Source organism: bacterium (assembly GCA_016703265.1).
Taxonomy (GTDB): domain Bacteria; phylum Krumholzibacteriota; class Krumholzibacteriia; order LZORAL124-64-63; family LZORAL124-64-63; genus CAINDZ01.
This window is the reverse complement of record JADJCK010000007.1, coordinates 1-14,456: the sequence shown is the minus strand read 5'-3', so window position 1 is coordinate 14,456 and position 14,456 is coordinate 1. Positions and strand designations below refer to the sequence as shown.

The window sequence follows — 14,456 nt, the reverse complement described above, 5'->3', positions numbered from 1 at the left end:
CCGGTTCAAGCGACTACATGAAGAGCATGGACAGGCCCAGCGGGATGAGGCTGAGCAGCGCCCACGGAAGCACGACCGACGTGATGGCGGCATTGCGGGTCAACCCGAACACGCGCGAAAAGCCGATGACCAGCACGAACAGGCCCCACCAGGTCAGGAAATCACCGTAGGCGAGCAGGGCCTGGAACACGGGTGAACCGGGCTCGCCGCCGGGCATGAGGGCCGCCAGGCCGATGTTGACCCGGAACACCGATTCGGTGGCCAGGATCAGCGGGGCCTTGATGATCGGTCCGAGCGCGAACGGCAGCAGCGCCGCCCACGAGGTGACGCCCAGCGCCTGCCGGAACGTTCCCTTGCCCCCGCTCATGCGCACGAAGAAGCCGAGGATGAAGCCGAAGACGATGACCGACAACCAGCCCATGAAGCCGGCGGTCACCGCCTGGATCGCGCGCTTGGCCGGCGTCACGTTGAGGGCGGCATCGTACTGCGCCTGCCACTGCTCCTCGGGCATCATGCTCATGAGCTTGGAATCGCGCATCATCTCCATCTGCTCCGGGCCCGAAATGGGCGCCGTGACCCAGGCGAAGACAACCATGACCACGAAGATGATGAGCCCGGGCACCCACCACTGCGGCCGCGCACCGACATTGTCCATCAACCGGCCCGGCTTGGCGACCAGGTCCCGCAGGCGGCCCACCAGGTTGTCGCCCCCGGACGGCGGCGTGGCCGGCCCGGCAGGTTGCCCGGCGAGTGGCCCGGTCGGGTGGAAGCGCGAGTCCAGCGTCGGCTCATCGGTCATGTCGGGCTCACTTTCGGTTCGCGCACCGGCGGTGCACGGTTCACGGTGCGGCGGCGCCTGCAGGGCAATCCGCTACGTGTGGTCTTCCGGGTGCAGTCGGGCGAGCATCGGGCCCGCGGCACGGGCCAGGGGGCCGGCGGCCTCGGCGGCCGCGAGCGCTGCAGTACCCCCGTGCCGGGCCAACAATTCACGGGCGAAGCGGCCATCCTCGATCTCCGCCAGCACCTCGCGCATCCGTTCCTTCACCGTCGCATCGATCACGCGCGGCCCGCGGGTCAATCCCCCGTAAGCTGCCGTACCGCTGATCCGCGATCGGAGCCCGGCCACGCCGTGACGGTGGAGCAGGTCCGTGATCAGCTTCAATTCGTGCACGCACTCGAAGTAGGCGTTCTCCGGCCCGTAGCCGGACTCGACCATCACGTCGTAGGCCGCCTTGAGCAGCTCGATGACGCCGCCGCAGAGCACCGTCTGTTCGCCGAACTGGTCGCTGATGCACTCGTCACGGAAGGTCGTGACGAAAGCGCCGCCGGACAGGCAGCCCACAGCCAGGGCATACGCAGCCGCGAGGTCCCAGGTTTCGGGTGGCGACGTTTCCGTCGCTGCGAGCAGGCCCGGCACGCCCCCGCCTGCGGCATGCATTTCCTGGAGCAGGTCGCCCTGCGCCTTGGGCGCGACGAGGAAACAGGGCCTGCCCGGCCCCGGCTCGACCTGGCCGAAGGCGATGGCGAACCCGTGCGCGAAGCCCACGGCCGCGCCCGGCCGCAGGTTGGGCGCCACATCGACGGCCCAGGCGGAGGCCATCGCCGTGTCCGGGAGCATGAGCATCACCACGTCGGCGCCGGCCACGGCCTCGGCTACAGGCAACGGCGCCAGCCCGTCGGCGCGGGCGCGCTCGGCAGCCGACGACCCCGCGCGCACGCCGATCAGGACCTCGAATCCGCTGCGACGCAGGTTCCGGGCCTGCGCCCGACCCATGGTGCCGTAGCCGACTATGGCCACGGCGCGACCGAGCAGCGGCCCGGTCGTGACAGCCGCCGCCTCGAGCACGGTGCCCGGCAGCGGCGGATATTGTGCAAAGAAGCGATGTTCCATGGCGCCACGATAGCCCGGCCGGGGCTGTCTTGACAACCCCGGGAACAGCGGATAAATTGCGTGATTGCCCGCGCAAGCGGGCGCCAAGGATGTTGGGTGGCGGTTTAGCTCAGTTGGTTAGAGCAACGGAATCATAATCCGTGTGTCGGGGGTTCGAATCCCTGAGCCGCTACCAACATTTCACCGGCCGTGAGGGGGAACTGGCCCGGACGCGCGCGTCGGGGTCTTTGTTTTTCCCGTCGGGATCTCTTTTGCCGCCTCCCGTTGCCGGAGGGCCCCATGTCCCGCTCGATTGCCCGCCCCCTTCCACGCCCCATGGACCTGGCCGCCGCCGCCGCCCGCCTGGGCGAGCTTGTCGCGCTGGCCGTGCCTGCGGCCGCCCCGGCGCGACCGGGCGTGGTGGTGGCGCTGTCAGGCGGCCCCGATTCGGTGGCGCTGCTGCTGGTGGCCTGCCGTTGGTCCGCCGTGAGTGGTGCGCCGCTGGCCGCCGCCCACCTGCACCACGGCCTGCGCGCGGGCGACGCCGACCAGGACCTCCTGTTCTGCCGTGACCTGTGCGCCCGCCTGGGCGTGGAACTGCTCGAGGGCGCCGCCGATCCCCGCGCCGCGGCCCGCGAGCGCGGCCTTGGCCTCGAGGAAGCCGCCCGCCACCTGCGCCGCCGGTTCCTTCTCGATGCGGCGGCCGCGCGCCCGTGGCCCGCGTGCGTGGCCACCGGACATCACCGAGACGACCAGGCCGAGACCGTGCTGATGCGCCTGCTGCGGGGCACGGGGCCGGAAGGGCTGCGCGGCATCCGCCCGGTTTCCGGCGCCTTCATCCATCCGCTCCTGGACTGGGACCGGGGCGCCATCGTCGCCTTCCTGCAGGAGCAGGGGCAGCCGTGGCGCCTGGATGCCACCAATCTCGACGGTGACAACCTGCGGGCACGCCTGCGGCGCGAAGTGGTGCCCGTGCTCCGCAGCGTGTTCGGCGAAGGCTGCCTGGACAGCCCGGCCCGCCTGGCGGGGCTGCTCGAGGACGACCTGGCGCTGCTGGACGAGCTCGCGCGACAGGCGCAGCCGGGGGTCACCGACGGCCCCGCGCTGCGCATCGCCGCCCTGCTGGAACTCCCGCCGGCGCTGGCGGGGCGCGTCCTGCGCGCCTGGCTGGGGACGCCGGACCTGGTGGAAGCCGTCCATGTGGCCACCATCCTCGGCTGGCTGCGCGACGGCATCTCGGGCAGCGGTCTGGACCTGCCGGGCGGCCGGCGCCTGACCCGTGAATTCGACCGCCTCCTGCCGGGTACGGTGACTGGGCCCGGAAACGACGACGGCGGCCCCGAGGACTGGCGGCCCGAAGTGCGCCGACTGCCGGACGGAACCGACCCTGGACGGCCCCAAGTGGGCGATCCGGAGAATCCGGACACCTGGCATCTGGTCTGTCCGGCATCAGCGTTGCGCGGCAACCTCCGGGTGCGCGGATGGCGACGCGGCGACCGCCTGCGCCCCCTCGGGCTGGGCGGCGGCAAGAAGGTGAGCGACCTCCTGCGCGAAGCGCGTGTGCCGGTGTCGCGGCGCGCGGGCGTGCTGGTGGTCGTGGACGACGACGGCATCCTGTGGGTGGTCGGTCTGGCCCGTGACGAGCGTACGCGGCTGTTGCCGGACTCCACGGGGATGGTTACTATCTCCATCATCCGCAGGAATTACCCTACGACGCGAGGAACGCGCCCTTCATGAGTCAACTACCCGGCCGTCCAGGCCACGGGAACGACGGACGCAGCCCCAAAGGCCAGGGTCCCAAAGGTCCGAACAAGGGCCCCGGCGTGAAGCCCCCCCACATTCCCGGCAAGACGGCCGGCTTCTGGGTCCTGTTGCTGTTCCTGGTCTTCCTGGTCTACCAGATGATCGCGCTGGACCACACCACGATCCAGGAACTGACCTATTCGTCGTTCCGCGAGCAGGTTGAAAAGGGCAACATCGGGAACGCCTCGAAGACCAACCTGATCGTCAATGGACAGCTGAAGGAAAAGACGTCGCTGACGGTGAAGGACGGCTCGCTGCGCGAAGTCGACAAGTTCACGACGCGCCTGCTGTCCGATCGCGACGATTTCGCCGAGTGGGTCCAGGAAAAGAACCCCGAGGCCGTGCTGGTCGGCGAGCCGCAGAAGACCAACTGGTGGGTCCACTTCATGACCTACTACCTGCCGTTCCTGCTGATCCTCGGGCTGTGGCTGTTCTTCCTGCGGCAGATGCAGGGCGGCGGCAACAAGGCGTTCAGCTTCGGCAAGAGTCGCGCCAAGATGTTCAACATGGACAAGCCCGAGATCACGTTCGAGGACGTGGCGGGCTGCGACGAGGCGAAGTACGAACTGCAGGAGATCATCGACTTCCTGCGCGCGCCGCAGAAGTTCCAGCGCCTGGGCGGGCGCATCCCGAAGGGCGCGCTGCTGGTCGGCTCGCCGGGCACGGGCAAGACGCTTCTCGGCCGCGCCGTGGCCGGCGAGGCGGGCGTGCCGTTCTTCAGCATGAGCGGTTCGGACTTCGTCGAGATGTTCGTCGGCGTGGGCGCCAGCCGCGTGCGCGACCTGTTCGAGCAGGGCAAGAAGAACGCGCCCTGCATCATCTTCATCGACGAGATCGACGCCGTGGGCCGGCATCGCGGCGCCGGGATGGGCGGCGGCCACGACGAGCGCGAACAGACGCTGAACCAGCTGCTGGTCGAGATGGACGGCTTCGAGACGAACGAGGGCGTGATCCTGCTCGCGGCCACGAACCGGCCCGACGTGCTGGATCCGGCGCTGCTGCGCCCGGGTCGCTTCGACCGGCAGATCGTCGTCGACATGCCCGACCTGGTCGGGCGCGAGGCGATCCTCAAGGTGCATATCCGCAAGGTCAAGATCGCGCCGGACGTCTCGGCCGCGAGGATCGCCGCCGGCACGCCGGGCATGGCGGGCGCCGACCTGGAGAACCTGGTGAACGAGGCGGCCCTGCTGGCCGCGCGCAAGAACCACGAACAGGTCAACATGGACGACTTCGAGGACGCGAAGGAGAAGGTCATGCTGGGGCCCGAGCGCCGCAGCCGGGTCTTCACCGACGCGGTCAAGCGCGAGGTCGCCTACCACGAGGCCGGGCACGCGGTGGTGGCCTGGGCCTGCGCCGATTCCGATCCGGTGCACAAGGTGACCATCATCCCGCGCGGACAGGCGCTGGGACTGACGGCCATGCTGCCGGTGGAGGACCAGTACACGATCACCGAGCAGAAGTACCTGGACCAGATCTGCGTGGCGCTGGGCGGCCGCGTGGCCGAGGACATGTTCCTGGGCAAGATCGGCTCGGGCGCCTACGGCGACATCAAGGCCGTCACGAGCTACGCGCGCACGATGGTCACGCGCCTGGGCATGAGCCGCAAGCTGGGCCCCATCGCCTACGAGGAGGGCTCCGAGCAGGTGTTCCTGGGCCGGGACTTCGGGCGGACGCACGTGTTCAGCGAGAAGACGCTGCAGGAGATCGACGCCGAGATCAAGCGTATCGTCGACGAACAGTTCGAGCGGGCGCGCACGATCCTCGGCGCCAACCGCGAGAAGGTCGAGACGTTGAAGGACGCCCTGCTCGAGCGCGAGTCCATCGACGCCGAGGAGTTCAAGCTGCTGATGAAGGGCCAGACCCTGCCCGAGCGCGTGCTGAACGTCGACCACTCGGTGGACGGCACGACCGTGGCGGCGGCGGTGACGTCGACGGCTGCGGCCGGCGACAACGACAGCGGCGGCGGCGGGAACGGCGACGGCGGCGGCGAGACGCCGGGCGCCGACCACCCGGCTTGAGCGTGGACGGCAGCGGCAATCGGAAGGAAGGGGACCGGCAGGTCCCCTTCCGCGCTCCGGCCTGGGACCTGGGGCGCGTACGACTGCAGGCCACGACGCGCCCGCTCCTGATGGGCATCGTCAACCTGACGCCGGACAGCTTCTGGGCCGGTTCACGCGGCGACGGGCCCGAGGCGGCGGTGGACCTGGCCCTGCGCCTGATCGCCGAGGGCGGCGACCTGCTCGACCTGGGCGCCGAGTCGTCGCGGCCCGGCGCCGAGCCGATCGGTGAAGAGGCCGAGAGGGCACGCCTGCTGCCCGTGCTCCGTCTGCTGAGGCGGCAGACCGACCTGCCGTTGACCGTCGACACGGTGCGCGCGGGCACGGCCGCCGCGGCGCTGGCCGAGGGCGCCGACGCCATCAACGACATCAGCGCCGGCTGCTTCGACGCGGGCATGCTGCCGCTCGTCGCCAATGCCGGGTGCGGACTGGTGCTCATGCACATGCGCGGCACGCCCGCAACGATGCAGGACGATCCGTCGTATCGCGATGTGGTGCCGGAGGTGGCGGACTGGCTCGCGACGCGCGTGACGGCCGCCGAAGCGGCCGGCGTGGCGCCGGGATCGATCGCAGTGGACCCCGGCATCGGCTTCGGCAAGACCCCCGGGCACAACCTGGCCCTGTTGCGGCACGCGGCCGACACGGCCCGGGGACGCGTCCTGCTGGTGGGTGCCTCGCGCAAGAGCTTCATCGGCGCCGTGAGCGGAGCCCCGACGGCCGACCGGTTGCCCGGCAGCCTGGCGGCGCTGGCGGCGGCGTGGCACGCGGGCGCCGCCGTGGTGCGGGTGCACGATGTGGCCGCATCGCGGCAGTTCCTGGACGTGCTGGCTGCGATCGGCCGCGACTAGGCGTTCGGCAGCGCGATGTTCGCGCGCGCCGGCCAGATTCACCGTTGAGTGCGCCGCGGACCGGTGCTAGGTTGTCGACATGTGGGAAAAAGTCTCCGGCAGCATCTTCATCGACGTCCTCGATATCCTCATCGTGGCCTACCTGCTCTACCGCCTGATCGTGTTCATCAAGGACACGCGGGTGATCCAGATGTTCGTGGGACTGGGACTGCTGCTGGTGCTGTCGTTCCTGGCGCAATTGCTGGGCATGATGGTGGTCGGTCGCATCATCGGCACGTTGCAGACGGTGTGGGTGGTGGCGTTCATCATCATCTTCCAGCCGGAATTGCGGGCGGCGCTGACCACGCTGGGGCTCGGACGCGGCCTGTTCGGGAGGGTACGTGAGATCCCGGCCGAGCAGGAGTTGCTGAAGGCGGTCACGCGACTTTCCAAGCGCGGCCTGGGCGCCATCATCGTGATCGAGCGTGAGGTGCGCCTGAGCGACTGGATCCAGAAGGGCGTGCCCCTGGACGCCGAGATCACGGCCGCCACGATCGAGGCGATCTTCACGGTACCGGGCCCGTTGCACGACGGCGCCGTCATCATCAGCGGCAGCAAGATCGCGGCGGCGGCAGTGATCCTGCCCATCACCGAGCGCGAGGAACTGGGCTACGTGCTGGGCACGCGGCACCGTGCGGCCATCGGCATCAGTGAGCAGTCCGATGCGATCTTGCTGGTGGTTTCCGAGGAGACGCGCGCGATCAGCCTCGTCTTCGGCGGGCATATCCGCCGCGGGTTGTCGATGGACGATCTCATGCACGAACTGGAGCGCGTCTACCGCCGCCAGACCGGCCCGCGCGTTCGCAATCGCCGGGCGAGCGACCGCGCCGCCGAGGCCGAGGCCGCGGCCGAGTCGGCCCGCGTGAACCGCACTGCCCCCGATTCCCGCAACTGAGCCCGCAGCCGGGCCCGCTCCGGCCCGCCACTATCCCCGTGAACGCTGGATGAGCGCGAGATCCGCCAGGACGAGTGCCGCCATCGCCTCGACGATGGGCACGGCCCGCGGCAGCACGCAGGGATCGTGGCGTCCATGGCCGACCAGGTCGAGCGGCTCGCCGTCGTAGCCTGCGGTGCGCTGGGCACGCGCGATCGTCGCCGGCGGCTTGAAGGCGACGCGGAACGTGACGGGCTCGCCGTTGCTGATGCCGCCCTGCACGCCGCCGCTGCGGTTGGTGGCGGTGCCGAGTCCGCCCTCACGGGCGACGAAGGCGTCGTTGTGCTGCGAGCCGCGCAGGTTCGCGCCGGCAAAACCGGAGCCGATCTCGAAGCCCTTGGTGGCCGGGAGCGACAGGAAGGCGTGCGCCAGCATCGCTTCGAGCTTGTCGAAGACCGGCTCGCCCCAGCCCGCCGGCAGCCCGCGGCAGACACCGGCGATGACGCCGCCGACCGAGTCCCCGTCGGCCCGGGCGGCGATGATCGCCTGTTCCAGCGAGGCGGCCAGTGCGGGATCGGGGCAGCGGGTGGGATGGGCATCCACCTGGGCCCGCGTCAGCGCCGCCGCGTCGACCTGTGCCGGGCCCTGGCCGGCCACCTGTTCCACCCACGCCACCACTTCCACCCCATGGGTTGCCTGCAGCCAATGGGCGCCACGGCGCCGGCGGCAACGCGACCGACGGTCTCGCGCGCGCTGGCGCGGCCGCCGCCCGAGACCGGGCGCAGGCCGTACTTGCGCTCGACGGTGAGGTCCGCATGTGAAGGACGGGGGGCGGCCGCCAGGTCCGCGTAGTCGCCGGGCCGCTGGTCCAGGTTGCGCACCAGCAGGGCGATCGGCGTGCCGAGCGTGAGCCCGCCCTCCACGCCGGAAAGGATCTCGACCCGGTCGGCTTCCTGCCGGGCGGTGGTCAGGGCACCCTGGCCGGGGCGCCGGCGGTCGAGCTCGCGCTGGATCACGTCGCTGACGAGGGCCAGCCCGGGCGGGCAGCCGTCGATGACCGCGCCGACGCCGGGACCGTGCGATTCGCCGAAGGTCGTGACGCGGAACAGGCGGCCGAAGGTGCTGGACATGATTCTCCTGCCGGAGGCTGGTGCCTCGTGCCGGAACTGAGGTATGCGGTTCGCCGTGCGGGACAGCCGGGATGCCGCAGCGATGATCGCAGAGGCGACGCGGCGGCGCAATGGTCGGCGCGCCGTGACCGTTCGCTAGAGCGCCACTTCGTAGCCCTCGAACTGCGGCGGACCCAGGTAGGTGCCTTCCGGGGCGCGGGCCTTCGCGTGCGCCTGCTTGAAGGCGTCGGACTCGGTCCAGTCGAGGAACGCCTGGCGCGACTCCCAGGTCGAATGCGAGATGAAGATCGTCGCCTCGGGGCGCGATTCGCCGCGCAGCAGGTTGAACTGGCGGAAGCCGGGGACGTCCTGCAGGCGGGAATCGCGCTCGCGCCACATCTGCACGAAGGTATCCTCGAATCCGGGGGCGATGCGGAAGCGGTTCATGGCGATGAACATGCGGGGCCTTTCGGTTGCGGCCGCCCGGGCCGACAATGAGGATCGAATTCATCTGCCATGGTCGCCCGCCGGCGTCCGGTTCGCCAGTTCGGAACCTCCCGATCTGCCCTGTGACCATATAAATTTGAAGCAGATAACTCATTTTGTGACAGATCCGTGAGCGGGGTGCATTATCATGAGCTAGGTCATTTGCGTCTTTTTGTCCGGCGCGCCCGACACGGCCCTGCCGCACGGGCCACCGCCACCTGGCAGTTTGCGCGATGAATCGCAACCGTCGCCCCGTTCTGTCATTGGTTTGGACCTGTGCCCTGCTGCTTGCCGCCGTGGCCGCGTCGTCGGCCCTGGCTGCTGCGAGCGGGCCCATCACCCCTGAAGCCCTGGCCACCGCCCGCGCCCTGCCGCAGTGGCAGCCGGCTGTCTGGACCGACCATCCCGTGCGCATCGAGTTGCGCGACCGCGACGAACTGGACGCGCTGCTGCGCGCCGTGCCGCTGAGCCGCTTCTCGCGCGAGGATGTCGAACTGTCCTACGAAGGAGCCGACCGCAAGGTCGAGAAGGTGGCGCTCGAAGTGCGCGTCACCGACCGCGAGCACGCCGACCTGCTGGCAGCCGGCTGGGCGCCGGTCGCCGTGCGCGACCTCGACCGCGAAGGCCGCGAGGCGGCCGAGAAGATGTGGGCGAGCCGCGAATTGCAGCCCGCGTCCGAGAAGGTGTTTACGTTCCCGCTGACGGTCTACCCGACGCACGCCGAAATCGGCCAGATCCTAGCCGACCTCGCCGCCGCCCACCCCACCCGCGCCCGCACGTTCCAGTGGGGCACCAGCATCCAGGGCCGCGCCCTGTGGGGCCTGGTCATCAGCGACGACGTGAACAACTCGGAGGCCGAGCCCGAGATCCGGCTGAGCTCGACCATGCATGGCGACGAGGTGACGGGCATGATCCTGACGCTCGATTTCGCCAACTACCTGCTGACCAACTACGGCGTCGCCGGCCGCGAGGACGTGACGAATCTCGTGGACAATTACGAGATCCACCTCATGCCCGACCACAACCCCGACGGCACCTATCTCACGCAGCGCTAAATGCGAACGGCGCCGACCTCAACCGCAATTTCCGCTGCCGGCCGGCGAGGACCCCGTGACCGAGAGCGAGAACCTCTCCTTCATGGCCTACGCCAACTCGCATCATTTCGTGATCAGCGCCAACTACCACGGCGGCGCGCTGCTGATGAACTACCTGTGGACTGGACCTACACGCTGACTTCCGACGATGCCGCCCTGCGCAAGTTGAGCCTCGAGTACTCGACCTACAACCTGCCCATGTACAACGGCGATTTCCCCCAGGGGATCACGAACGGCGCCGCTTGGTACGTGGCGCTCGGCACCCTGCAGGACTGGAGCTACGACCAGACGGGGTGCATCGATACGACCATCGAGGTCTCCAACACGAAGTGGCCTGCCGCCAGCACCCTGGCGACGTTCTGGAACGAGAACCGCGAAAGCATGATGCACTACGTCAAGTCCGCCCGGTACGGCGTCAACGGCGTGGTCACCTCGGCCGAGACGGGCGACCCGGTGAACGCAACCGTCACCGTGACCGGCAACACCAAGACCGTGCGCACCGACCCGACACACGGCGACTACTACAAGCTGCTCGCCACGGGCACCTACCAGTTGACGTTCAGTTCGCCGGGGTACATCACGCAGACGGTCAGCAATGTGGCCGTGACCTGGGGCACGCCGACGGTGCTCAACGTCCAGATGCAGCCGACCGCCAACGGCGACCTGAGCGGCCAGGTGCTGGCCGTGGGCGGCGCGCCGCTGGCCGCGCAGGTGCAGGTCTTCACCCACCCGCTGAACTCGCTCGCGGCGAGCGTGACGGCCAATGCGGCCGGCGTCTTCACCGTGAACAACCTCGAGTACGGCGACTACCGGCTGGCCTACACCTTCAGCGGCTACGCTGCGGAAGACCAGATCGTGACCGTCAACGCGGCCACGGTGAACGCGCCGACCGTCTACATGGCCCACTCGATCACCATCACGCCGTTCTCCGCGAACTTCGACGACGGGCAGGCCACCGGCTGGACCGGTACCTGGGGCGTGCTCGCGCCGGGCGCCGACGCCACGGCCTACGAGATGACCGACAGCCCGGTCGGCAGCTATGTCAGCAATTCGACGAAGTACTGCACGATGGCTGCCGGCGCCGACCTCTCGGACCTGTTGTCGGGCAACCTGACCTACCGCGCCAAGTGGAACCTCGAGGCGAACTGGGACGGCGTGCAGCTGCAGGTGTCGGTGGGCGGCGGCGCCTGGACACCGGTGGCCGCCACGCGCACCCAGACGGCCAGCGGGCAGGGCGTGCAGCTGACCGGCACCTGGTACGAAGGCGCGCAGGCCGCCTGGGTGACCGAGACCGTGAGCCTGGCGCCCTGGTTGGGCCAGAGCGATGTGCGCTTCCAGTTCGTGCTGCGCTCGGACACGTCGCTCAACTACGACGGCTTCCACTTCGACTCGTTCCTGATCCAGGGCGTGGGCACCGACCCCTACAGCGGCACCGGCAACCTGCCGGCGATGACGCAGCTCACGGGCGTGCAGCCGAACCCGTTCAACCCGGCCGCCACGGTCCGCTTCGAGCTGGCGCGCGCCGGCCGGGCCCTGGTCCGTGTCTACGACCTGTCGGGCCGCCTGGTGCGCACCCTGGCGGACGAAGCCCGTCCGGCCGGGGCGCAGTCGGTGGTCTGGAACGGCCTGGACGATGCGGGACAGCCCGCCGCCAGCGGCGTCTACCTGGTGAGGCTCTCGGCCGACGGCGTCGAGCAGTCGCTGAAGGCTTCGCTCGTCAAGTAGGACCGGGAAGCCGGAGATGAAGAGGGACCGCGGCTACGCGGTCCCTCTCCCGTTCCGGCAGTCATGAATCAGGCATCGCGAAGGCCTGCCCGGTCAGCGGGCAGCCCCCTCGGGATCCGCGCATTCCGCCTGTACGTCCTCCAGGGCCACGAGCAGCTGCGCCAGGACGATATCGCCGGCGCCGAGCGTTGCCGCCTCGTCGGTCACCGCGAGCACCAGCGACGGCTCACTGTCGATACCCAGGCCGAGGCGTCGGCAGGCCTTGTCGGAAAGCGCGACCAGGTTGATGAGCGTGCCGCCCTGGCTCAGGTCGTCCCGATGGTGGTCGCGGATGATGCGGCCGTATTCCTCGGGAAGTCCCCAGCTCCTGGCCAATTCGAATCCGCACGTGACGTGGGCCGACTCGAGGATCTCGCGTATCAGCTGGTCGGTCAGGCCGCCGTCGATCTGTTCTGCCGAGAAGACATCGTCGATGACCATGACGAGCAGCAGCTTGCCCACATCGTGCAGGAGTCCGGCGACGAATGCCGTCTGCTCCAGGTCCCGGTAGCCGAGCTTCCGCGCCAGCCAGGCCGAACCGTGCGCCACTCCCACCGCGTGCTGCCAGAGCGGCTCCATGAAGCGGTTCAGCACCGGCGCGCAGGCATGGTACTGTTCCTTCTCGCACGTCTGCATCGCGAGCCGGAAGACCTGGGCCGACCCCAGGCGCACGACGGCCTCTCTCACCGTGGCAACCTTCGACAGGCCCGTGTAAAGGGCGCTGTTGGCCACCCTCAGGATCTCGCCGGTGAGGGCGGCATCACCCGTTACCAGTCCGATGACCCTGGTCATCTCGAAGTCCGGGTCTGCGGTCAGCGTGTGGAGCTCCGCGGCAACGCTGCTCCGCGCGGGCAGGCGGTAGTCGCCGGCGGCGATGCGTTCCTCGATCATGGCAAGCAGCGAACGTCCCCCGCTCATCGCAGCACCCCCTGCAACCGGTGCAGTTCCTGCAGCGGCCGCGGCTTCGCCAGCCGGGGCAGCGTGCGGATGATCTCCTCGAACGAGGTCTGTCCCTCGCTCGCCTTGTAGATGCCGTCTTCCAGGAGCGACACGAGGCCGGTGCTCTCGACGCTGATGCGACGGATCTCGTAGCTGGTGCGCCGCTGGATGAGCGCATCCTTGACCGGCTCGTTGAGGATCAGCAGTTCGAAGACGGCGATGCGCCCGCGGTAGCCCAGGTAGCGGCAGTCGGCGCAGCCGGTGCCGCGCGCGAAGGTCATGCGGGTGACATCCTTGGGCTGGTAGCCGAGCCGCCGCACCTCGTCCGGCGTCAGCACGTGGTCCTGCCGGCAGCTGGGGCACACGCGCCGCAACAGCCTCTGGGCCAGGACGCTGACCACCGTGGACGAGATCAGGAACGCCTCGATGTCCATGTGCAACAGGCGCAGGAGGCCGCCGATGGAATCCTCGGTGTGGAACGTCGTCAGCACCTTGTGTCCGGTGAGCGCCGCCTGGATCGCCGTGTCGGCCGAGAACCGGTCGCGGATCTCGCCGATGACGATGACGTCGGGATCCTGACGCACGATATGGCGCAGGGTCTCTTCGCGGCGCCATGCCGATGTCATTGATGTCCAGAAGCTTGCTGCGGTTGTTGAGGAGTCGCAGCACGATCTTCTCGCCGTGGATGGTCGAATAGAACGAGACGCGCAGGTCGAGGTTCGCGCCCTCGTGCTCGAACAGCATGCGACCGTCCTGGTGCCTGCGGCGCTCGGCAATGTCCGCACCGGCCAGCACCTTGATGCGGCTGGTGAGCGCCCGCGCCGATTCCAGCGGCAGGTCCGCATGTTGCACGAGCACGCCGTCCTGCCGGAAGCGGATGCGGAGGCGGTCGCTCATCGGTTCGATGTGGATGTCGCTGGCCTTCTGCTCGATGGCCTCGGCAATGATCCGCTGGACAGCCTGGACCTGCACGCCTTCGTTCTCGAGCCTGGCCACGGAATCCGGCACCGGCGCCATGGCGCGCACGGCCTGCTCCAGCACGTGGCGGCGGACCAGGCAGGGCACCACCGACTGGCCGAGGATGCGGGTGGCTTCGTTGGGCGGCTCGCTCACCAGCGGGTCGGCCACGGCCAGCATCAGCGCCCCGTCGGGACCGCGGAACGGCAAGGCCTGGTTGCGCGTGAACCAGCCCGACTTGAACGGTGCCAGCAGCGCCCGGTCGACGGGAATCCGGTCCATGTCGAGGTACGGGAAGCCGACCTGTGCCGACAGCACCTTCAACAGCTCGTCTTCGGTCAGGAAGTGGTTCTCGACGAGCACCTCGCCGAGCTTGCGCCCGCGCGAGTCCTTCTGCAGCGCGATGGCGGCCTGCAGGTCGGGTTCGCTGATCACCCCGAGTTCGAGCAGGAGGGTTCCCAGGCGCAGCTTGACGCGGTTGCGCGTCAGGGTCTCACGCAGGATCTCCGGAGTCACCAGGCCGAGGTCCTGCAGTACCGAGACGAGGGGCCGCGGATTCGCCAGCTTGGTGTGCACCCTCAGTGCGTAGTCGAGATCGGCGGGTGCGAGCACCCCC

General features: G+C 69.3%; 10 protein-coding genes, 1 tRNA gene and 1 pseudogene. 7 read left to right on the top strand and 5 right to left on the bottom strand.

Going from position 1 to position 14,456, the window contains the following annotated elements:
• Nucleotides 1-13 precede the first annotated feature (13 nt).
• Entirely contained in the window at nt 14-799 is a 786-nt protein-coding gene (locus IPG61_14025) for a YIP1 family protein (protein MBK6735169.1), read from the bottom strand.
• A gap of 72 nt (nt 800-871) precedes the next feature.
• Complete coding sequence (ilvC, locus tag IPG61_14020) at nt 872-1,891, bottom strand: ketol-acid reductoisomerase (protein ID MBK6735168.1); 1,020 nt, start codon at nt 1,889-1,891, stop codon at nt 872-874.
• 98 nt (nt 1,892-1,989) lie between these two features.
• Here ilvC and IPG61_14015 point away from each other — a divergent pair.
• The 5 genes from IPG61_14015 to IPG61_13995 all read left to right on the top strand — a co-directional run bounded on the left by IPG61_14015 (nt 1,990) and on the right by IPG61_13995 (nt 7,512).
• Nucleotides 1,990-2,066, top strand: a tRNA-Met gene (locus IPG61_14015).
• A 104-nt stretch (nt 2,067-2,170) separates the two neighbouring features.
• Nucleotides 2,171-3,607: a tRNA lysidine(34) synthetase TilS gene (tilS, locus tag IPG61_14010; protein MBK6735167.1), complete on the top strand. Its 1,437-nt coding sequence runs from the start codon at nt 2,171-2,173 to the stop codon at nt 3,605-3,607.
• Nucleotides 3,604-5,691, top strand: coding sequence for an ATP-dependent zinc metalloprotease FtsH (ftsH, locus tag IPG61_14005; GenBank protein ID MBK6735166.1), 2,088 nt, complete (start codon nt 3,604-3,606; stop codon nt 5,689-5,691). Before tilS ends, ftsH begins: the two co-directional genes overlap by 4 nt.
• A 110-nt stretch (nt 5,692-5,801) precedes the next feature.
• Nucleotides 5,802-6,578: a dihydropteroate synthase gene (gene folP / locus IPG61_14000; protein MBK6735165.1), complete on the top strand. Its 777-nt coding sequence runs from the start codon at nt 5,802-5,804 to the stop codon at nt 6,576-6,578.
• A 79-nt stretch (nt 6,579-6,657) separates the two neighbouring features.
• Nucleotides 6,658-7,512: a TIGR00159 family protein gene (locus tag IPG61_13995; GenBank protein MBK6735164.1), complete on the top strand. Its 855-nt coding sequence runs from the start codon at nt 6,658-6,660 to the stop codon at nt 7,510-7,512.
• 30 nt (nt 7,513-7,542) lie between these two features.
• Here the strand turns inward: IPG61_13995 and aroC are convergent.
• A pseudogene (aroC, locus tag IPG61_13990) lies at nt 7,543-8,621 on the bottom strand (chorismate synthase).
• 135 nt (nt 8,622-8,756) lie between these two features.
• Entirely contained in the window at nt 8,757-9,059 is a 303-nt protein-coding gene (locus tag IPG61_13985; protein MBK6735163.1) for an antibiotic biosynthesis monooxygenase, read from the bottom strand.
• 260 nt (nt 9,060-9,319) lie between these two features.
• Between IPG61_13985 and IPG61_13980 the strand changes: the two genes are divergently transcribed.
• Entirely contained in the window at nt 9,320-10,141 is an 822-nt protein-coding gene (locus IPG61_13980; GenBank protein MBK6735162.1) for a hypothetical protein, read from the top strand.
• Nucleotides 10,142-10,297: 156 nt separating this feature from the next.
• Nucleotides 10,298-11,905, top strand: a complete 1,608-nt coding sequence (locus IPG61_13975; GenBank protein MBK6735161.1) for a carboxypeptidase regulatory-like domain-containing protein — start codon at nt 10,298-10,300, stop codon at nt 11,903-11,905.
• Nucleotides 11,906-11,998: 93 nt separating this feature from the next.
• Here IPG61_13975 and tadA read toward each other — a convergent pair.
• Nucleotides 11,999-14,456 (bottom strand): Flp pilus assembly complex ATPase component TadA (gene tadA / locus IPG61_13970; GenBank protein MBK6735160.1); only part of this gene is annotated, 2,458 nt, incomplete at its 5' end.

Coding starts and splice junctions, on each gene's coding strand:
- IPG61_13995 (MBK6735164.1), top strand. CDS start 6,658: ATGTGGGAAAAAGTCTCCGGCAGCATCTTCATCGACGTCCTCGATATC.
- tilS (MBK6735167.1), top strand. CDS start 2,171: ATGTCCCGCTCGATTGCCCGCCCCCTTCCACGCCCCATGGACCTGGCC.
- ilvC (MBK6735168.1), bottom strand. CDS start 1,891: ATGGAACATCGCTTCTTTGCACAATATCCGCCGCTGCCGGGCACCGTG.
- IPG61_13985 (MBK6735163.1), bottom strand. CDS start 9,059: ATGTTCATCGCCATGAACCGCTTCCGCATCGCCCCCGGATTCGAGGAT.
- IPG61_14025 (MBK6735169.1), bottom strand. CDS start 799: ATGACCGATGAGCCGACGCTGGACTCGCGCTTCCACCCGACCGGGCCA.
- ftsH (MBK6735166.1), top strand. CDS start 3,604: ATGAGTCAACTACCCGGCCGTCCAGGCCACGGGAACGACGGACGCAGC.
- IPG61_13980 (MBK6735162.1), top strand. CDS start 9,320: ATGAATCGCAACCGTCGCCCCGTTCTGTCATTGGTTTGGACCTGTGCC.
- folP (MBK6735165.1), top strand. CDS start 5,802: ATGGGCATCGTCAACCTGACGCCGGACAGCTTCTGGGCCGGTTCACGC.